19 protein-coding genes are annotated in these 19,567 nt (G+C 63.3%); 10 read left to right on the forward strand and 9 right to left on the reverse strand.

The features are described 5' to 3' along the window. Nucleotide 1: 1 nt before the first annotated feature. From ELX51_RS18705 to ELX51_RS18725, 5 genes are read right to left on the reverse strand one after another with little or no spacing between them, the layout of a single operon-like run. Nucleotides 2–1,009, reverse strand: coding sequence for a serine hydrolase domain-containing protein (locus ELX51_RS18705; RefSeq protein WP_127754908.1), 1,008 nt, complete (start codon nt 1,007–1,009; stop codon nt 2–4). Further along, nucleotides 1,006–2,736 carry an ABC transporter ATP-binding protein gene (locus ELX51_RS18710; RefSeq protein WP_127754909.1) on the reverse strand — a complete coding sequence of 577 codons (1,731 nt, stop codon included), beginning with the start codon at nt 2,734–2,736 and terminating at the stop codon, nt 1,006–1,008. The genes ELX51_RS18705 and ELX51_RS18710 overlap by 4 nt, the downstream gene beginning before the upstream one ends. Next, complete coding sequence (locus tag ELX51_RS18715; RefSeq protein ID WP_127754910.1) at nt 2,733–3,572, reverse strand: ABC transporter permease; 840 nt, start codon at nt 3,570–3,572, stop codon at nt 2,733–2,735. The genes ELX51_RS18710 and ELX51_RS18715 overlap by 4 nt, the downstream gene beginning before the upstream one ends. Then, nucleotides 3,572–4,531, reverse strand: a complete 960-nt coding sequence (locus ELX51_RS18720; RefSeq protein WP_127754911.1) for an ABC transporter permease — start codon at nt 4,529–4,531, stop codon at nt 3,572–3,574. Before ELX51_RS18720 ends, ELX51_RS18715 begins: the two co-directional genes overlap by 1 nt. 49 nt (nt 4,532–4,580) lie before the next feature. Beyond that, the gene (locus ELX51_RS18725; protein WP_248305371.1) at nt 4,581–6,050 is read right to left on the reverse strand and encodes an ABC transporter substrate-binding protein; all 1,470 of its coding nucleotides are present in this window, start codon (nt 6,048–6,050) and stop codon (nt 4,581–4,583) included. Between the two features lie 276 nt (nt 6,051–6,326). On the opposite strand from ELX51_RS18725, the gene ELX51_RS18730 reads away from it, so the two are divergent. The 9 genes from ELX51_RS18730 (at nt 6,327) to ELX51_RS18770 (ending at nt 14,261) form a co-directional block, all read left to right on the forward strand. Then, nucleotides 6,327–7,124 carry a GntR family transcriptional regulator gene (locus ELX51_RS18730; protein ID WP_127754913.1) on the forward strand — a complete coding sequence of 266 codons (798 nt, stop codon included), beginning with the start codon at nt 6,327–6,329 and terminating at the stop codon, nt 7,122–7,124. Nucleotides 7,125–7,213: 89 nt separating this feature from the next. After that, entirely contained in the window at nt 7,214–8,278 is a 1,065-nt protein-coding gene (gene ugpC / locus ELX51_RS18735) for a sn-glycerol-3-phosphate ABC transporter ATP-binding protein UgpC (RefSeq protein ID WP_127754914.1), read from the forward strand. Nucleotides 8,279–8,332: 54 nt separating this feature from the next. Further along, nucleotides 8,333–9,544: an extracellular solute-binding protein gene (locus tag ELX51_RS18740; protein ID WP_248305189.1), complete on the forward strand. Its 1,212-nt coding sequence runs from the start codon at nt 8,333–8,335 to the stop codon at nt 9,542–9,544. Between the two features lie 90 nt (nt 9,545–9,634). Next, entirely contained in the window at nt 9,635–10,555 is a 921-nt protein-coding gene (locus ELX51_RS18745) for a sugar ABC transporter permease (RefSeq protein WP_127754915.1), read from the forward strand. Then, nucleotides 10,552–11,415 (forward strand): carbohydrate ABC transporter permease, encoded by an 864-nt coding sequence (locus ELX51_RS18750; RefSeq protein ID WP_248305190.1) that lies wholly within the window; start codon nt 10,552–10,554, stop codon nt 11,413–11,415. The genes ELX51_RS18745 and ELX51_RS18750 overlap by 4 nt, the downstream gene beginning before the upstream one ends. Next, nucleotides 11,412–12,089, forward strand: coding sequence for a putative N-acetylmannosamine-6-phosphate 2-epimerase (locus ELX51_RS18755; protein WP_127754916.1), 678 nt, complete (start codon nt 11,412–11,414; stop codon nt 12,087–12,089). Before ELX51_RS18750 ends, ELX51_RS18755 begins: the two co-directional genes overlap by 4 nt. Further along, the gene (locus ELX51_RS18760; protein WP_127754917.1) at nt 12,089–12,997 is read left to right on the forward strand and encodes a BadF/BadG/BcrA/BcrD ATPase family protein; all 909 of its coding nucleotides are present in this window, start codon (nt 12,089–12,091) and stop codon (nt 12,995–12,997) included. The genes ELX51_RS18755 and ELX51_RS18760 overlap by 1 nt, the downstream gene beginning before the upstream one ends. Next, nucleotides 12,994–13,875: an N-acetylmuramic acid 6-phosphate etherase gene (locus ELX51_RS18765; protein WP_127754918.1), complete on the forward strand. Its 882-nt coding sequence runs from the start codon at nt 12,994–12,996 to the stop codon at nt 13,873–13,875. Before ELX51_RS18760 ends, ELX51_RS18765 begins: the two co-directional genes overlap by 4 nt. A gap of 116 nt (nt 13,876–13,991) precedes the next feature. Next, entirely contained in the window at nt 13,992–14,261 is a 270-nt protein-coding gene (locus ELX51_RS18770; RefSeq protein WP_127754919.1) for a DUF2312 domain-containing protein, read from the forward strand. A gap of 72 nt (nt 14,262–14,333) precedes the next feature. Here the strand turns inward: ELX51_RS18770 and ELX51_RS18775 are convergent, their stop codons facing one another. Next, a complete protein-coding gene (locus ELX51_RS18775; RefSeq protein WP_127755385.1) occupies nt 14,334–15,026 on the reverse strand; it encodes a phosphoribosyltransferase in 693 nt (230 codons plus the stop codon). Between the two features lie 80 nt (nt 15,027–15,106). Here ELX51_RS18775 and ELX51_RS18780 point away from each other — a divergent pair, with 80 nt between their 5' ends. Further along, complete coding sequence (locus ELX51_RS18780; protein ID WP_127754920.1) at nt 15,107–16,273, forward strand: M20 aminoacylase family protein; 1,167 nt, start codon at nt 15,107–15,109, stop codon at nt 16,271–16,273. Here the strand turns inward: ELX51_RS18780 and ELX51_RS18785 are convergent. From ELX51_RS18785 to ELX51_RS18795, 3 genes are read right to left on the reverse strand one after another with little or no spacing between them, the layout of a single operon-like run. Next, nucleotides 16,255–17,181 (reverse strand): nucleoside hydrolase, encoded by a 927-nt coding sequence (locus ELX51_RS18785; RefSeq protein ID WP_127754921.1) that lies wholly within the window; start codon nt 17,179–17,181, stop codon nt 16,255–16,257. The genes ELX51_RS18780 and ELX51_RS18785 overlap by 19 nt on opposite strands. Next, nucleotides 17,178–18,503 carry an amidohydrolase gene (locus ELX51_RS18790; RefSeq protein WP_206524669.1) on the reverse strand — a complete coding sequence of 442 codons (1,326 nt, stop codon included), beginning with the start codon at nt 18,501–18,503 and terminating at the stop codon, nt 17,178–17,180. The genes ELX51_RS18785 and ELX51_RS18790 overlap by 4 nt, the downstream gene beginning before the upstream one ends. Continuing rightward, nucleotides 18,500–19,567 (reverse strand): ABC transporter ATP-binding protein, encoded by a 1,068-nt coding sequence (locus ELX51_RS18795; protein ID WP_127754923.1) that lies wholly within the window; start codon nt 19,565–19,567, stop codon nt 18,500–18,502. The genes ELX51_RS18790 and ELX51_RS18795 overlap by 4 nt, the downstream gene beginning before the upstream one ends.

Raw genomic sequence — 19,567 nt, forward strand, 5'->3', positions numbered from 1 at the left:
GCTATTCTCCATTGCCGCTGATAAGATCGCCTACGGCGCGCCGCAGGCTCATAATGCCACTGTCGAAATGCCGGGTCGGATGGACGCGATTGGTCAGGAGGGTCCAGGCCCGGCTATTGGCGAAATCGATCCATAGGCCGGTGCCGGTAAAGCCGGTATGGCCAATCGTCTGGGCCGAGCAAGCCTCCCCACCCGACCACCCCTCATAGGGGCGCTCCCAGCCATGGGTCCGGCGTCCCGACACTGGGGTGCGCATCAGCTCGATTGCCTTGGCCGAAGCACCCGTGCCATTCAGGAGGCCTTCGGCAAAGTCGAGCACGGCGCCAACGGTGCCGAACAGCCCGGCGTGACCGGAGCCCTGCAGCGCATAACAGTTCTCGTCATGCACTTCGCCAACCATGACCCGGCCCCGCCAGGGATCCTGTTCCGTTGCGACAGCACGGGCGGGATCCGCCGACCAGGCGAAACCCGGTCCGGGATCGATCTGGCGCATGGAGCAGCCCTGCGACCGCTCCAGCACAAAGCCCAAAAGGATGAAATTGAGATCGGAATAAACCGCGGGACCGGACGCCCATTCATGCTGCATCACAAAGGCGCGCAGCAGGTCGGGATCACTGCCATAGGTATAGATGGGGAACACTCCGGGTAGCGGCGTCTGGTGCCCCAGACACTGCCGAAAAGTAATCTTGCGTTCCCAATTATCCGCATTGTACTGCCGCCAATCTGGCAGCACCGAGATGATGGGTGCGTCGAGATCGATGGTGCCCGCATCCGCCAGCGCCAGAATGCGCGGGGTGGTAAAAATCACCTTGGTGAGTGACGCCAGATCGAACCAAGAGGCTTCGCTGATGGGGCGCTGCTCTGGTACCAGCTGTGCCAAGCCGATAGCCCTTGTTGCCCGAGAGCCGTCCCGCTCAACCACTCCGAGCACGCCGCCGGGGATGCGTCCTTGTTCAATCGCGTGCCGCACGGGGGCAAAAGCGCGCTCCGCTACATCCTCTAGGCTCATGCGTCCTCCAGCCTTACCCGGTGATCAATACCAGCATCTCGCCAGTTCGGCGTAGCTGGCTCATAGCCCGGCGGCCGCACCAGCGATGGGATCTGGGTGGCATCCACCGTGAAGTGCTGACGCCGCCGCTCGATAGTAGGCACCGCCGCAATCAAGCGCTTGGTATAGCTGTGCTGCGGATCAGACAGCACCGAGGCCGCAGCTCCAATCTCGACGAACTGGCCCGCATACATCACGGCAATCCGGTGGGCGATCCGCTCCACCACGGCCATGTCATGCGAGATGAAAAGGTAAGCGAGCCCGAATTCCTGCTGCAGTTCCACGAGCAGATCCAGCACTTTTGCTTGCACCGACACGTCAAGTGCTGACACGGCTTCATCCAGCACCAGAACATTGGGGTTCAGCATTAACGCCCGCGCAATGCAGAGCCGCTGGCGCTGCCCGCCCGAGAACTGATGGGGAAAGCGCAGGAGAGCATCTTCGGGCAGCCCAACACGGTCCAGCAGCATGCTCATGCGCTCACGCACTTTTCCATCCAGCTTCTGACCAGCGGCAATGGCAGGCTCGGCCATCAGGTCACGCCCATTGAGACGGGGATTAAGCGAACCGAACGGATCCTGGAACACCATCTGCATCGGACGCTCACCTGCGCCCCTGGCCGTCTCGATGTTGCCACGGGTCCTGGCGACGAGGTCCAGCATGGCCCTGGCGGTAGTGGATTTACCCGAGCCGCTTTCCCCCACAATGGCCAGCGTTTCGCCGGGCGCCAGATCGAACTCGACCCCATCCACCGCATGCACCGCGCCCCTAGCGCGCGCAAACAGCCCCCGCTTGAGCGGGAAGCGAACCACCAGGTCCTCTACAGCCACCGCCCGTGGCTCAGAGCCTTTGCGCGGCGCATCGCTGCGCACCGCACTACCCCGGTTAAAATGGGGCACCGCTCCGAGCAGGTGCTTGGTATAATCGTGCTGCGGCCGGTCCAGCACGCCATCGAGCGCCCCCTGCTCCACCGCAACCCCGTTCTGCATCACCATGATCTGGTCGGCAATTCCGGCCACGAGCCCGATGTCATGGGTAATAAAGATCATCGCCATGCCGGTTTCTTCGCGCAGTTCGGCCAAGAGCGCCATGATCTGCGCCTGCACCGTCACGTCGAGCGCCGTGGTCGGCTCATCGGCAATCAGCAGACGCGGATTGCTGGCGATCACCATTGCGATCATCACGCGCTGGCGCATGCCACCCGATAGCTGGTGTGGATAATAAGCGAGCCGCGCCTTGGCATCGGGAATGCGCACCCGCTCCAGCGCCTGCTCTGCCGCCAGAGTTGCCGCGCGGCCCTCAAGCCGGCGGTTGAGGCGGAAGGCTTCCTCGATCTGCTTGCCAATGGTTTGCACCGGATTGAGCGAAGTCATGGGCTCCTGGAAGATCATGCCGATTTCGCGCCCCCGAATCCGGCGCAGCACACCCTCCTCGGCACCGGTAATATCGAGCAGGTCGCCGTCGGGCCGCTGCAGCTTTACGCTGCCGCCAGTGACGCGCCCGCCGCCAAAATCAACCAGCCGGTTGATCGACAAGGCCGTAACTGACTTGCCCGAGCCGCTTTCCCCCACAATGGCGAGGGTCTGCCCTTGGTCGAGCTCAAAGCTGACGCCCCGCACCACTTCATTGGCTTTGGGATCACGGCCAAAGCCCACCCGCAGGTCACGAACAGAAAGCAGCGGGCTCATGGGATGCGCCCCTGCGTGCGAGGATCAAGAATGTCGCGCAGGGCATCGCCGAAGAGATTGAAGCCCAAAATACCAAACATGATCGTCAGCCCGGGAAAGATCAGCAGCCAGGGCGCCTGCTGCATTAGGTTGCGCGCCTCGCTCATCATCAAGCCCAGCGAAGGCGACGGGGGCTGAGTGCCGAGACCGAGAAAGCTGAGCCCCGCCTCGGTGAGAAGGGCCCATGCCAGCGCCAGCGTCACCTGCACGGTCAGCGGCGCCACGAGATTGAGCAGCAGGTGGCGGGTCAGGATAAACCATTGCGAGGATCCAAAGGTCTTGGCTGCCTCGATGAATTCCCGCCGCTTCAGCGACAAGGTCGGGCCGCGCACGACGCGCGCAAAGATCGGTGTATAAACAATGCCGATGGCGGCAATGCTGGTCATGGTGCCGGGGCCGACAATAGCGATGATCAGCAGCGCCAGAAGGATCGCGGGAAAAGCCAGGAGCACATCCATCAACCGCATCAGCACGCCATCGGCCGGGCCGCCCCACCAGGCGGCAAACAGGCCAATGACCGTCCCCGCCAGCGTCGCAATGCCAACCGAAGCAAAGGCGACAACGAAGGACTGCCCGATCGCCACCATCAGCCGGCTGGCCGTATCGCGTCCAAGAAGGTCAGTGCCCATCAGATAGGTGCCGTTCGGCGCCTTCATCCGGTCAATGCGAAACTGTTGCAGGGCATCATGAGGGGTGATGCCCACAGCCCCAAGGATTGCGAGGAAGATATAAAGGGTGACGATGGCAGCGCCGATCCGGCCGCTCGGATGAGCGGCAATAGCTTTGAGCAAACCCATCAGCGACTCCCCAGCCGAATGCGGGGATCAAGCGCCGCATAGGCGAGATCAACCAGAAGATTGACGATGAGGAAGTTGAAAGCCACGAACAATACCGATCCCTGCACCAAAGCGTAATCGCGCTGGCTGATTGCATCCAGCGTCAGCCGCCCAAGCCCTGGCAAAGCAAAGATCTGCTCGACGATCACGGCGCCGCCCAGCAGATAGCCAAATTCCACTCCGCTCAGCGTCACCACGGGAATGAGCGCATTGGGCAGGGCATGGCGCCAGATGACGCTACGCGCCGAGGCGCCCTTGGAGCGTGCGGTGCGTACATAATCCTCATGCAGTACATCGAGCATGGCCGAGCGCGAAATGCGGGTCACCGAGGCGGCAAAGGCAAAGCCGAGCGTCAGCGACGGAAAGATCAGTTGGCTCAAATTGGCGAGGGGATCGACGTGGAGCGGTGTGAACGTGCCCATCGCCGGCACGACTCCAAAATAAACCGACAGCACGAAGATAATCACGAGGCCCACCACAAAGCCGGGGGTAGATTGGCCGAGCATGGCCAGCACCCGCACGACAAGGTCGGTGGGACGCTGCGCCCGGGTGGCCGCGAGCACGCCTGCCGGCACCCCGATGCTGAGCGCTATGAGCATGGACAAAACGGCCAGTTCCAGCGTCAGTGGGAAGCGCTCGAGGATCACGGACAACACCGGCCGGCCATAGGTGACCGACACGCCCATATCACCTCCGAACAGCCCGGTGAGCCAGCGCCAATATTGCAGGTGGATGGGTTGGTCGATGCCGAAATAAGCAGCAAGGGACGCACGTTGCGCCGGGGTCAGCAGGCCCGCTTCCGTGCCGAGCATGGCGGTGATCGCATCGCCCGGAATGAGCCGGATCGACACGAATACCAGCACCGAAACGCCCAGCAGGATCAGCGGAAAGGTCAGCAGCCGCTGCGCGACGTAGTTCATGAAATCAACCGTTGGGAAAGGAGGCGGGCCCCTGGCCCGCCTTCAGGCATCAGGGGGTGACGGAAACCTTGGTCAGGCCGAACAGCGTACCGGTCGGCGAAGGCTCAAAGCCCGACACGGTCTTGAGCTGGGCCGTATAGGTGTTGGAGGTCGACAGCCAAATCCACGGGGCCATCTCCACCAGATGCGCCTCGAACTGGCCAAAGATTTCCTTGCGCTTGGCGGGGTCCGTTTCGATCCGGCCCTGCTGCATCAAGCTGTCGAGCTCGTCATCGACATAGTTGGAAACGGCGAGCAGATTGCCATCCTTAGTGAAGTACCGATTGTACATTGGATAGGGGTCGGGACGGCCGCCGTTCTGGGCGACTGCCATGTCGAAATCACCGGCCAACCAGGTATCGACAAAGACATTGAGCTCCATGATCTTGATCTCGAGATCAACCCCGATCTCTGCCAACTGGCTCTGCAGCACCTGGGCCTCGGCCGAGGCGACCGGAGGTTCCCCGCTGGCGGCGATCACGGTGGCCTTGAACCCGTCAGCCATCCCGGCTTCTTCCATCAGCGCCTTGGCTTTTTCCAGGTCCTGCTCATAGCAGAACAGCGTGCTGGGATCGCTGGCATAGGCCGGCATGGTCAGGGGGCCGGTGACCTGCCCCTCACCCACTAGGGCGGTATCGAGCACTTCCTGGCGGTTGACCGCGCAAGAGATGGCCTGCCGCACCAGGAGGTTGTCCATCGGCGCTCGCGAGGGATTGAGCTGGAGCACGTTGTACGCAAGGCCCGGAATAGCATTGAGCTGCAGGTTCGGCTCATTAGGAACGAGCGTGGCGATCAGCGGATCGTTGAGCAGGGCAAAGTCGGTTTGCCCCGCACGCAGGGAGGCCAGGATCGCGGTCTCATCGGGCAGAACCGAAATGGTGATGCCATCGATGGCAAGCTCGCCGCCCGCCCATTCGGGATTGGCGCTCAGCACTTCGCGCGAATTAGGATCCCACTGGTCGAGCTTGAACGGACCCGAGCCAAGCGCTGTGGTGCCGATGCTGCCCGCCGTAATAGCGCTGGTCGGTACCACAGCGGCATTGATCGTGGCCATGGCCACGAGGATCGGCGCATCGGGCTGGGACAGGGTGAACACCACCGTGCCCTCGTCGGGGGTGTCGATGGAGGCAATGGACAGGAAATTGGAGCGAGCCGCGGCACCTGTTGCTTCATCCAGCAACCGCTCGAACGAAGCCTTGACGTCCGCGGAGGTCACTGGCGTGCCGTCGCTGAACTTGGCATCGGCATCGAGCTTGAAGGTCAGCGTGGTGCCGTCTTCGGAAAAGCTCCAGCTTTCGGCAATCGCCGGCACCACATTGAGTTTGCCGTCGAGCCGCACGAGAGGCTCATAGATCAACTCCAGCAGCCGCAGGGACGAGAATGCGGTCTGGGTGTGCGGATCAAGCCCCGTGGCGTCCTGCGCCCAGGCCATGCGCAAGCTCGCCGCCTCAACGGGCAGCGCCAGGGCTGCGGAAAACATCGTCGCTATGGCGACGCTGGACAAAAACGGCTTGCCGAACTTCAGATGCATTGTGATCTCCGGTGCGAAACTCTTGCGCGCTCTTTGATGCCTCATGGGCCATCACGGTGCCGAAGGCGAGCTTATGCCTGGGAGAGCGGGAACGGCAATCAACCAACAGGTCGATAGCCTCGCTTTACAAAGCTTGGCAGCGCTTCTTGCGTTGACGAGCTTAGCGCCATAACGTCTGCTCTGTCGAGACTGGTATCATACTGGATCTATCGGGAGGGGCCGGTGATGGCAGAAAACGGGCTGGCGGCGCTTGCGCCCCAGGGTGAAGAGCTGCCCTCTGCCCTGTCGCAGGCCATTGTTGCTGCCATGCGCAGCGACATGGCCCATGAAGACCCACTTTATCTGCAGCTCGCCCGCGCCATTCGCGGCCTGATCGAAAGCGGTCACCTGCGTTACCGCGAATCGCTGCCTTCGGAGCGCACTTTGGTCCGGGCCACCGGCATTTCCCGTGTCACCGTGCGCAAGGCTATTGATCAGCTCTTCCGCGAAGGTCTGGTGTCCCGCCGGCCAGGAGCCGGCTCCTATGTCGCGCGCAAATTCGATCAGCCCATGTCGGTGTTGGTCGGGTTCACCGCTGACATGACGCGCCGGGGCCTTGCGGGTCGGTCCATTCTGCTGGACAAGACGGTCAGCCTGCCCAAGCCCGACGAATTGCTCAAGCTCGCCCTTTCTCCCAGCGACAAAGTGCTCCGCCTTTCGCGTGTGCGCCTGGCGGACGACGAGCCGCTGGCCATTGAAAACGCCGTGGTCCCCTTGTTTGCTGTTGAGCCAGACCGGATCGAGCATTCACTCTACGAAGCCATGCGACACACCGGTAACCGACCGGTGCGCGCTCTGCAGCGGCTGCGCGCCGCGGTAGCGGACGCGGACGAGGCCCGTCATCTAGACATTCCCGAAGGCAGCCCGATCCTTCATATCGAGCGCCATTCCTTTCTCGCCAATGGCAAGCCCATTGAGGTGACTCACTCCGCTTACCGCGGTGATCGCTATGATTTTGTCGCCGAACTGCACCTGGAAGACTGAGGCAAAATGCGACAAGTGCTTTACATCGGCAGCGCCTTGTTCAATGCTGTGGTATTGCACTGGTATGGTCCGTGCGCAGGAGGCCATGCATGGCGCGGTTGAACCTTCGTGGCGTCAAGAAACGCTTCAAGAGCACTGAAGTGCTCCATGGCATCGATCTCGACATCGGTGACCGTGAATTTGTGGTGTTTGTCGGCCCCTCCGGCTGCGGCAAGTCGACCTTGCTGCGCCTGATCGCCGGCCTCGACCCCATCAGCGAAGGCGAGTTCATCCTCAACGGCCGGCGCATGAACGAAGTGCATCCGTCCCAGCGCGGCATCGCCATGGTCTTCCAGAGCTATGCGCTTTACCCGCATATGGATGTCTACGAGAACATGGCCTTTGGCGCTCGCCTGATGGGCCTGAGCAAGACCGAGGTCGAAGCCCGCATCGCCCAAACCGCGCGCATGCTGCAGCTCGAGCCGCTGCTGAAGCGCCGCCCGCGCGAATTGTCGGGCGGCCAGCGCCAGCGCGTTGCCATTGGCCGCGCCCTTGTGCGCAAGCCCGAAGTGTTCCTGCTCGATGAGCCGCTGTCCAATCTCGATGCAGCCCTGCGCTCCGAAGTGCGCCTCGAAATCGCGCGCCTGCACCGGGAAATCGGTGGCACCATGATCTATGTGACCCACGACCAGGTGGAAGCCATGACCCTGGCCGACCGGATCGTCGTCATGAATGCCGGTCGGATCGAGCAAGTGGGCTCGCCCCGCGAACTCTATGAAACCCCGGCCAATCTCTTTGTGGCGACCTTTATCGGCTCGCCCAAAATGGCGGTGATCAATGCTGAGCGCACCGGCAATGCCGTGACTGTCGCCGGCGCCACGGTGCCACTCGCTCGCCTGCCCGCCGGTGGAGGTGCGCTACGCCTGGGCATTCGCCCCGACGCCATGCGCATTCAGCGCGAGCCGGGTGCCAGCGCCATTCCGGCCAAAGTCGTTTACACCGAATATCTGGGTGAAAACGCCTTTGTTTATGCCCGGCTCGTGGATGGCACGCTGGTGGGCATCCGCACCACGCCCAATGATCTCTATGAGCCCGACGCGCCGGTCGGCCTGCTGCTCGACAATGACGCGATCCATTTCTTTTCTGCCGAAGATGGCCGCCGGTTACCCGCGTAATCCAGGTGGCGAGTTGATGACGATTACGCCTGCAAACAAATCAAGGGAGTTGAAATGCCAAGCACACTCATTCGGATCGGGGCCGCACTGGCCGCCATCACCGTCGCGGCGCCCGCACTGGCGCAGGACCTGACCTTCTGGAGCTGGCGCCAGGAAGATCGCGCCCAGTATGACCAGTTCATCGATACGTTCGAAGCCGCCAATCCCGGCATCACCGTAAACTTCGAAACCTTCGAAGCCACGAACTACAACACCATTCTCGCCACGGCTCTCGCCGGCGGCAGCGGGCCCGACCTGATGATGGTCCGCGCCTATGGGGGGCTCGAAAACATCGCCGTGCCCGGCTATCTCGAGCCGCTGACGACCGAAATCGTGCCGGCTCTGGCCAACTACACGCCCGAAGCGCTGGCCGCCGAAACCGTGCGCGCCGACGGCAAGGTCTATGCCGTGCCCTTCGCCAGCCAGACTCAGCTCGTGATCTACAACAAGAAGATTTTCGATGATGCAGGCCTCAGCGAACCCCAGACCTGGGACGAGTTCATGGCGCTGAGCCAGAAGCTCAAGGACAGCGGCATCATCCCGATCGCCAATGGCACCGCCACGGCCTGGCAGAACGAGACCGTGACCTTCGACTTCGTGTCCTCGCTGATGGGCAAGGATTTCGTTGCCGATATCATGTCGGGCGAAACCGACTTCACCGATGAGCGCTTCACCAGTGCCCTGGCCGCTCTCAAAGACCTGTCACAGTACTTCCCGGACGGCTTTATCGGCCTTGATTATGCCAGCGCCCAGCAGCTGTTCTCCTCGGGCATGGCGGCGATGTTTGGCGGCGGCTCCTATGAGCTGGCCACCTTCCGCGCCCAGAACCCCGATCTGGAACTCGGCGTCTTTGCCGCCCCCGGCCGTACTGCCGAGGACGAAAAGCTTGTCGCTCTCTATTTCGACGGCGGCTATGCAGCCAATGCCGCCGGCGCCAACAAGGAAGCGGCGCTCAAGTTCATCAACTATCTCGCCAGCACCGAGTTCGGTCAGGCCTTTGCCGACAACCTCAACAACATCTCTACCGCACCGGGCGTAACCTTCCAGGATCCGCTCCTGGCCGAGGTTGCCGAGCTCAATGCCACCTCGATCCCCTACCTGTTTCTCGTGAACTTCCGCTATGGCGAGCCCTCCGGCTCGGTGCTGATCCAGAGCGAAGTGCAAAAGCTGTTTGCCGGCGAAACCACGCCGGAAGCCGCGGGCCAAGCCATTACTGACGGGCCTTAAGGTCTGGTACGAGCCCTTCCAGGACTGATCACCCCTTCGCCCAATCCCTCCCTCGCCCACCGGCGGGGGAGATCCTAGCTGGAGAACACCATGCCGCAACTTCGCCTCACCGGGCGCGGGCTTTGGATCACGGCGCTGATCGTGCCGCCACTGGCCTTTGTGGCGCTGTTCGTCGTTTATCCGATCATCTCCGCCTTCGCTTATGCCTTCTTTGACTGGAACGGGCTGCTACGCGGCGAATTTGTCGGGCTCGACAACTTCCACACCGTGCTGTTCGTGGAGCCCTATGCCAGCTGGACCCGCAACGCTTTCTCCCACAACATCATCGTCTTTTTTGCCCTGATGGTGCTGCAGAACGGCCTGGGCTTTTTCCTTGCCTATGCGCTGTGGCGCGAACTACCCGGCGCCCGCTTTCACCGCATCGCGGTGTTCCTGCCCGTCGTGCTCTCGACCATCATTGTCGGCTATCTCTTCAAGCTCTTCCTTCATCCGCTGTTCGGCGTCGTCAACATCAGCCTGCGCGGCATGGGCCTGGGCGAGCTGGCGCAACCTTGGCTCGGGCAAAGCTCAACCGCGCTTTGGGCCCTGATCGCCGCCAATGCCTGGCACATGGTCGGCTTTCCCACCCTTGTCTTCCTCGCCGGCATGCAGCGCATCCCCACGGAAATGCTTGATGCCGTGCGCATGGAAACCCGCAGCGAATGGGTCAAGATCACCAAGATTGTCTGGCCGCTCGTCGCGCCCAGCGCCACCGTCGTCTTCGTCTTGCTGTTTGTGGGCGCGTTTAACTGGTTCGAGCTGCCCTATGTGATGGCGGGGCTCGATGGCTCGCCCTTTGGCTCTACCGACGTGCTGGGCCTTTATTTTTACCGCACCGCCTTCGGTAATGTGTCCTCTGGTCAGCAAGACTTCGGTCTGGGCAGTGCCCTTGCCGTGCTGATCTTCCTCTTCATCGCCGCCGTCGCCGGCGTCATCACGGTGCGCCTGCGCGCACGGGAGATCCAGTTGTGAGCACTGTTACCAGCACTTACAGCGATCGTCCCGGCCTCATCGCCACCCTAGGGCGTGACGGGCTGATCCAGATTATCCTGATCGCCAACACCTTCATCATGCTGGCGCCCATCGTCATCATGATGTTTTCGGCCTTTAAGACCACGCCGCAGATCTTCGCGTCGCCCTTCGGCATTCCTGATTTCACCAATCTGGTCAATTTCAGCCGGATCTGGACCCAGACCAACTTCCTTCAATACCTCATCAATTCCTTTGTCGTGACGGGCGCCTCCATGGCACTGATCCTGACCTTGGGCACGATGGCAGCCTATGCGCTGGCGCGTTACGAGTTCTTCGGCGCCGGCTTTATCCTGATGTTCTTCATCGCGGGGCTCACCTTGCCCCTCAAGCTCGCCATTATCCCGCTCTTCATGCTGATGCGCGATCTAGGCATTCTCAACAATCAGCTCTCGCTGATCTTTGTTTATACCGCCATGGGCCTACCCACGACGATCTTCATCATGACGGGGTTCATCCGCACCCTGCCCAATGAACTTGAAGATGCCGCCCGCATGGATGGCGCCAGCGAGGCGCGGATCATGTGGTCGATCATGCTGCCCCTGGTGCGTCCGGCCATGGTCATCGCCGGCATCCAGAACGTCGTGCCGATCTGGAACGACTTCTTTTTCCCGCTGGTGTTCATCCAGAACGATCGCCTGAAAACCCTGCCCCAGGGCCTCACTACCTTCATGGGTGAATATTCCACCGACTACGGCGTGCTTTATGCCGGCCTGACGCTCTCGGCCCTGCCGATCATCATCATCTATATCGTGCTGTCCCGGCAGTTCATCAGCGGCATGACCTCGGGAGCCATCAAATGAGCCTGCGCCTGCAACAGGGTAGCCTCATCGTGTCCTGCCAGGCCCGGGCCGACAATCCCCTGCATGGTCCCCAGTTCATGGGCGCCATGGCCCTGGCCGCACGCGATGGGGGCGCCAGCGCCATTCGCGCCAACGGGCCTGAGGATGTGCGCGCCGTCAAAGCTGCGGGTCTGCAGGTGATCGGTATCCACAAGGTCTTTTCCCCCGACGTGCCCGTCTACATCACCCCCACCATCGCGGCCGCCGATGCCTTGGCCGAAGCAGGTGCCGATATCATCGCGCTTGATTGCACCCCCCGTCCCCGCCATGGCGACGAACCCGCAGCGATCATCGCCCATATCCGCGACCGGCTGGGGCTCGAAAGCTTTGCGGATGTGTCAGCCCTTGAGGAAGGCATCGCGGCCGCGGCGATGGGCGCGACCTATGTGTCGACGACGCTCTCCGGCTACACCGAATACACCCAGCCCAAGCCTGACCTGCCCGACTTCGAGCTGATCCGTGCGCTGGTGGCCACCATCAAGACGCCCATCATCGCCGAAGGCCGCTTCAACACGCCCGAACTGGCCCAGGCCGCGATCGCTGCTGGCGCCTATGCCGTGGTGGTTGGCACCATGATCACCAATCCGCGCGAGATCACCCGCGGCTTTGCCCGGGCGGTTGCCGAGGCACATTGATGGCAGGCTTCCTAGGCATCGACATCGGCGGCACCGCCTCGCGCTGGGTGCTGGTGGATGCAACTGGCACCCCGCTCGCCCGTGGTTCGGCCGCCGGTGCCACCGGCCATCTCTTTAATCCCGCTGAACGCGAGCGACTGGCCACCACCCTCGCCGCTATCGCCGCAGCGCTCCCTCAAGAGCCCATCCATGCTACCTGCCTGGGCATTACGGGGCTGGGCCAAAGCGTGCATGAAGAGGCGCGCCAGCTGGTCGCCAGCAGCTTCAAGCTCCAGGCAGGTGCCATCCGCCTCATCGATGACATGGAACTGGCCTTTCGCGCCGCCTTTGCTCCGGGCGAAGGGCACCTCATCTCGGCGGGAACTGGCTCGATCGGGCTGCATCTCGATGCCAACGGCACCATGCTCCGGGTCGGCGGTCGCGGGCTCCTGATCGATGACGGCGGCTCGGGCACCTGGATCGCCCTGACCGCGCTTGATCAACTCTATCGCCGCATCGATGCCACCGGCGGCCCCGCCGATGCCGCCATCCTCGCGCGCGAACTCTTTGCCGAGATGGGCGGCGATCACTGGGACCAGACCCGCGCCTTTGTTTATGGAAGCGACCGCGGCCGCATCGGCACCCTCGCCCAGGCCGTGGCCCGCGCCGCGACTGCCGGCGATCCACTGGCAACCGAGGTCCTCGAGCGCGCCGCCGATGAACTCGCCCGCCTCGCCAAGGCGCTGATTGGCCGTGCCGGCAGGCTCCCCGTCGCCTTTGTGGGTGGGATCACGACGCTCCACCCCCTGATCAAATCCGGCCTGACCGCTGCCCTACCGGAAACATCAGTCAGTTTCCCCCAGATCGACGCCGCCAGCCACGCTGCCCAATGGGCCAGAACCACTCACCAACAGGAGGCCCCTTTATGAGCCACACCACCGAATCCGCCTCCCTGCGCTTCGCCAATCTCGAAGACTGGTCCAGCACCGATCTGGTTGCCGGCATTCTGGAAGGCCAGTTCAGCGCCATCAGTGCCGTCCAGGCCGCCAGCGCCCCCATCGCCGAAGCCATTGACCGGGGCGCCGAACGGCTGGCCCGTGGTGGTCGCCTCGTTTACCTCGGCGCCGGCACCTCCGGGCGCATCGCCACCCAGGACGCTGCCGAACTGCCCCCCACTTTCAACTGGCCCTATGAGCGCGCCCTCAGCCTCATGGCGGGCGGGGAAGATGCCGTGTTCCGCGCCGCCGAAGGTGCCGAAGACAGCGAGCAGCTGGCCATCGAGGCTCTCGAGGGCATCGGCGTCAACGAAAACGATGTGGTGATTGCCCTCGCCGCTAGCGGCCGCACCCCCTATGCCATTGCCGGCGTCCAGCATGCCCGCGCCAAGGGCGCCTTGACGATCAGCATCTTCAACAACTCAGGCGCTCGCCTGGGCGAAGTCGCCGATATCGCCGTGCTGCTCGATACCGGGGCCGAGATCCTTTCGGGCTCCACTCGCATGAAGGCTGGCACCGCGCAAAAGGCGGCGCTCAATTGCATCTCGACGGGCGTGATGATCCGGCTGGGCTTTGTGTATCGCGGCCTCATGGTCGAGATGCGCCCCACCAATACCAAACTCAAGGACCGCGCCGCCAAAATGGTCGCGACCCTGACCGACACCGATTACGCCACCGCCGCCGAGGCCCTCGCAACTGCGGGCGGCAGCATCAAGATCGCCACCGTCATGCTGCTCAAGTCGCTCGATCGGGGGGACGCGGAAGCCGCTCTGGCCGGCGTTGACGGCAATCTGCGCCGCGCCCTGCAATAGTCCGGCGCGCGTTTCGCGGCGCCCGCGCAAAGATCCCGGGACAACCCCATATGGTTTACCTTCCGTCAACCCGCAGCCGCGAATAGTGCCGACCTCATTGAAACCCAGGAGGCACCATGAGCGACGCTGGTATTGCGGGTGGACGGATCCGTTCCTTTGTTGAACGCATCGAGCAGATCGAAGGCGAGATCGCCGAACTCAACGAAGGCAAGAAAGAGATCTTTGCCGAAGCTAAGGGCGAAGGGTTCGACGTCAAGGTGATCCGCGAGATCATCAAGCTGCGCAAGCAGGACCAGGACGAGCGTGACGAGCACGAAACCCTGCTCGATCTCTATATGCGCGCTATGGACCGCACTGACGAGACCGAAGACGCCAAGGCAGCCTGAGCTCGCCTGAGCTCGCCTGAGCCTCATAATCTGGAAAAGCACTCCCAACCAGCTTGGGGGTGCTTTTTGCTGTCAGCTGGTCCCATTCGGCAATGGTCTCCAGGGGCCCTCGCCCGTCCGCTGCAGCAAGGGCGAAGACAGCGGGGCCACGATGCGTTCCCGCCAGGGCGCCAGCGGCTCCTGCCAACGCGTGCCCTGCAGCATCGCCACCCCGATCACCACCGGCTCGATCCCGGCCTTCCCTAGCAGCCGCAGCACGGCTGCTGTCGAGGTGCCCGAGCTGATCACATCGTCGATCACCGCCACCCGCTTGCCCTCCAGCAGGGGCAGCATGCGCGGATCAACGAACATGGTCTTGCCCAACCCAGGGCTCGTGATCGAGCTGATCGGCTCGGAGAGATCCTCGACATACCAGAACTTGCGCGAAGTTCCGAGCGCCACCATCCGGGGGTGCCCGAGCCGGCGCGCCACATTATTGGCAAGCGGCAAACCAAGCGTCGGCACCCCAACCACCACATCGGGCGCATGAGGGGCGAGCAGCCCCGTCAATTGCTCGGCCAGTGCATCTTCCACGGCAAAGCTCGCCTGGTTGATGATCAGGGAAGCAACCGCCCTGGTGCCATCGCCGGGCAGGACGCGAATGGGCAGCAGCAATTCACGCCCATCCGCAAGTTGGGCCGGATAGCCCCCGAAATAGCCGGCTTCCGGGTCGCCGGGATAAGTGCCCTTCGGCACGATCTGCTGCCAAAAGCTGTGTGGTTCGATGGTCACGGCAAGGTTTCTCTTGCAAGGGCCCCACCCGGGAGCCGATGTCTGGGGGCTAGAGTTTCAAGTACGAGCTTTCGATGCAATCCAACAGCAATGACCCTTTCGAGCTCATGCACATGATCGAGCTGCGCCGCGATCTGCATGCCAACCCCGAACTGGGCTTTGAGGAAATCCGCACCAGCCAGATCGTCGCCGAACAACTCGCGGAAGTCGGCATTGAAGTGCATCGCGGCCTTGGCAAGACCGGCGTCGTCGGCACTTTGCGCGGGGGCACGGGCACAAGGGCGATCGCCTTGCGGGCCGATATGGACGCACTGGCCATGCCTGAACTCGCCGAGCGCGACTATGCCTCCAAGACCCCAAACACCATGCATGCCTGCGGCCATGACGGCCATACGGTGATGCTGCTGGCAGCGGCGCGCCATCTCGCCCGGGAGCGCAACTTTTCGGGCACCGTGCATTTTATCTTCCAGCCGGCTGAAGAAGGGCGCGGTGGTGCCAAGGCCATGATCGATGACGGTTTCTTCGAGCGCTTCCCGGTTGACGCTGTTTATGGCCTGCACAACATGCCCGGGCTCGCTCCCGACGAGATGGCAGTGGTCGCCGGCCCGCAGCTGGCCTCGTCCGATAGCTGGGAAGTGACGTTCCGCGGCATCGGCACCCATGGTGCCAAGCCCCATCTGGGGCGCGATGCCGTCACCGCCGCCGGCCAATTCCTTCTTGCCCTCCACACCATCGTCGCTCGTCGCGTCGATCCGCTGCAACCCGCCGTGGTGAGCGCCTGCGCGATCGAGAGCGGCGATTTCCGCGCCCTCAATGTCATCCCTGACGCTGTCCGCATCGGCGGTACGGCCCGCGCCTACAGCGCCGCGGTGCGCGATCAGCTCGAAGCCGAAATCGGCCAGCTGGCACAGGGCACCGCCGCCATGTTCGGCATCACTGCAGACTACAAATTCCTGCGCCGCATCCCGCCCGTGATCAACGACGCCGACGCGACCCGTCGCGCCCTGGCGGCAGCGCAGGCCGTGACCGGCCGGCCGGTGGTCACCGATTTCCCGCCCTCGACCGCCGGCGACGATTTCGCCTTCTTTAGCGCGGCGGTGCCCGGCGCCTATGTCTGGCTGGGCAATGGTCCGGCAGTGGATGGCGCGCTGCACCACAACTCGCGCTATGATTTCAACGACGAAGCCATTGCAACCGGCGCCCGCTTCTGGAGCACGCTGGTTCAACAAGAGCTGCGCTGAGCCTCGTTGAGGCCGTGCCTCAGGGCCTCGATAGCTCCGGGGCCATCGACCCGCATCGCGACCTTGATGGGCGGCGCGTCCGCGTCCTGCACAAGGGCGCCCGCTTCAGGTCCATCGCTCACATCAACCGCCAGTCTCAAGGTGTCGAGGCCAAACAAGCCAGGCTCGACCGCAAACAGCATCACGCAAGGGTCGTGGAGGGGCCGGCTTTCCCGGCCACTGCCGAAGTAGAGCGCGATGATCTCGGCACAAAGGTCTCCGGCCGGCGAGCCTCGCAGCGAGGCAATCTGCGCCGGAACCACCCGGACGCGCCGGGTGACGTCCAGCGGGATCACGGTGAGATCAAGCCCTGCTCCGAGCACGATCTGCGCCGCCTCGGGGTCGGTGGCGAAATTATACTCCGAACGCGCGCCGATATTGCCGGGCTCGTCCACCGCTCCGCCCATGACGATGAGCCGACCCATGCGGGCCGCAGCATCAGGATGGTCGCGCACGAGGAGGGCGATATTGGTCAGGGGCCCGAGGGCAAGGATGTCGACGCTCCCCGCAGGCGCCGACTGCAATTGCTCGACCAGCCAGCCGACCGCCTCGCCCTGCGCTTCGGCTTGCGGCCGGGGCAAGGCAAGGCCGCCCATCCCATCATCGCCGTGAATGGAGGTGAGTTCCGCCCCGCCACGACGAAGCGGCTGCGCAGCACCGCGGCGCACCGGCACATCGCAGCGCGCCATCGCGACAAGCAGCCGAAGGCTGTTGCTTGTGCTCGCCTCGATACCGATATTGCCCGCGACCGTCGTCAGTCCCAGCACCTCGAACCGACCGCAAGCGAGGGCATAAAGGATTGCGACCGCATCATCGAGCCCGGGATCGGTGTCGATGATCACCCGCCGAGGGGTTGCTGGCGCGCTCAAGCTTTCTGCTCGTCAAGCAAGACCATCTCGGCCCTGAACTGCTCGGCAATCTGCAAGGCATCGCGCAGCGCCTTTTTGGGCTCAAGCGTTTGCATCTGCCGGTTCCGCATCAGCCAGCGGCCGGCCACCATAGTGTCGAGCACATCACCGGGCATGGCTGCAAACACCAGCGCCGAATAAGGATCATAGATCGGATGCAGCCGCGGCGCGGCAAGGCTGATGCGAATAAGGTCCGCCTGCTTGCCCGGCTCGAGCGAACCCGTCTGCAGATTGAGCCCCAGCACCCGGGCTCCCTCGATCGTCGCCATCTGCACGACATCACGCGCTGGCAATGGCCGCCGCGATTTGCCCAAGAGCTTGGCAAACATCGACACCGGCGCGAACTGCGCGAACAGATCCAGCGTATTGCCGCTCATCGCCCCGTCACTGCCCAGGCCCACCGGCAAGCCGGCATTACGCAGCGCTTCCACCGGCGCGATGCCGCGGCCGGCCTTGCCATTGGAGCGCGGATTGGTGGCGACGCAAACCTGCGCCTCGGCCATCATGGTGATATCGGCATGATCGAGCTGCAAGCAGTGCGCGCAGATGAGGTTGGGCTTGAGCAAACCAGCTTCGCGCGTCACCTCGACCGTCGAGCAGCCATGGTTATCCTGCGCCCAGCGGACTTCCAGATCGCTCTCAGCCAGGTGCATCTGCACCGGAATATTGGGGTGATCCGCCGACCATTGCGCTACCCGCTCCATGGTGGCGCGGCCGGTGGAGTATGGCGCATGCGGGGCAATCGACGCCGTGACGAGCGGATGGCCGGCAAACTCATCCACCAGCGCCTCGACCAGGGCAAAGCCCTCGTCCCAGTTGCGATGATCGGGCGGCTGGAAGTCGGCGAGAGTCTGGCCGACGATGGCACGCAGGCCCGAAGCCGCAGCTACCCGGCCCACTTCCTGCTCGAAATAATACATGTCGGTGACGGTGGTGACCCCGCCCTGGATCATCTCCAGCGCCGAAAGGGCCGAGCCGACCCGCACCATCTCTGGCGACACGAATTTGCGCTCAAGCGGCAGGATATAGCGGTAAAGGCGATCATCCACGTCTTCGCCCAGGCCCCGGAACACCGCCATGCCCATATGGCAGTGGGTGTTGACCATGCCGGGCATGACGATATCGCCGCCGCAATCCACGATCTCGGCGCCGGCGATGGAGGGCGGCTCGCCACCGCCCAGTCCCGTGATGGTGGTGCCATCCACCTGCACCCAGCCAGGATTGTGCTCGCTCATCGCCTCGTCGAGCGTCAGCACCCAGGCATTGACGAAAAGAATGGTCACGCCGTTTCTGCCGCCAGGATCGTGCATTGCTCGGGCACGGGCACGAGCTTGGCCTGTCCGCCCATCTCGAGCGGCCGCGTCAGCGGCCCATTGGCCAGCAGCGGGCCGGCGGGCGTGTCGCACTGATACTGGTAGGCACGACCCAGATAGGTGCGCAGCCCCAGCGTTGCCGGAATGCCTTCCATGGCCAGGTCAGGGCTCGCCACAAGGCCATCGGCCCGGCAAGCCAGCGTGAAGCTGTCGGGAATGGCGCCGAACTGCTCCAGGCCCAGCGTCAGCCGCACGCCACCGGCAGCCTCGGCGGTGATCTTCGCACCATCCCGCTCGACAACGCGCATGGGGATCAGGTTCTCAAAGCCCACAAACCGCGCGACGAACGCATTGGCTGGACGCTGATAAAGGGTTTCGGGCGTATCGAGCTGCATGATGCGGCCCGCATGCATGATGGCCACGCGATCCGAGATCGAAAAGGCTTCTTCCTGGTCGTGCGTGACGTAAACCGAGGTCGTGCCATTGGCGCGCTGCAGCTGGCGGATTTCGACCCGCATATCGACCCGCAGCTTGGCGTCGAGATTGGACAGCGGCTCATCGAACATCAAAAGCGGCGGCTCAATAACGAGGGCGCGCGCCAGTGCCACACGCTGTTTTTGCCCACCCGACAGCTCTCCGGGCAGTCGGCTCGCGAGATGCGCGAGGCCCACGCGCTCGAGCATGGCCGCGACACGCTTGGTTTTTTCCGCCGGCGCAACCCCGCGTTGCTTGAGCCCAAAGCCCACATTGTCGGCCACGCTCATATGGGGAAAGAGCGCATAGTTCTGGAACACCAGCCCGATATCGCGCCGATGCGCGGGCAGGCGTGTCAGGTCGACCCCGCCAAGCAGGATGCGGCCTGAAGTGGGCTGCAGGAAACCGGCCACCAGACGCAGGGTCGTGGTCTTGCCGCAGCCGCTGGCGCCCAGCAGCGAGACGAGTTCGCCTTCCGCCACCTCGAGCGAAAGATCTTCAAGCACCTTGGTCGTGCCGTAATGGGCAGTGATCGACTGGATCGAAAGAGCTTTGGTCAC

It is taken from the genome of Devosia sp. 1566 (assembly GCF_004005995.1).
Classification (GTDB): Bacteria; Pseudomonadota; Alphaproteobacteria; order Rhizobiales; family Devosiaceae; genus Devosia.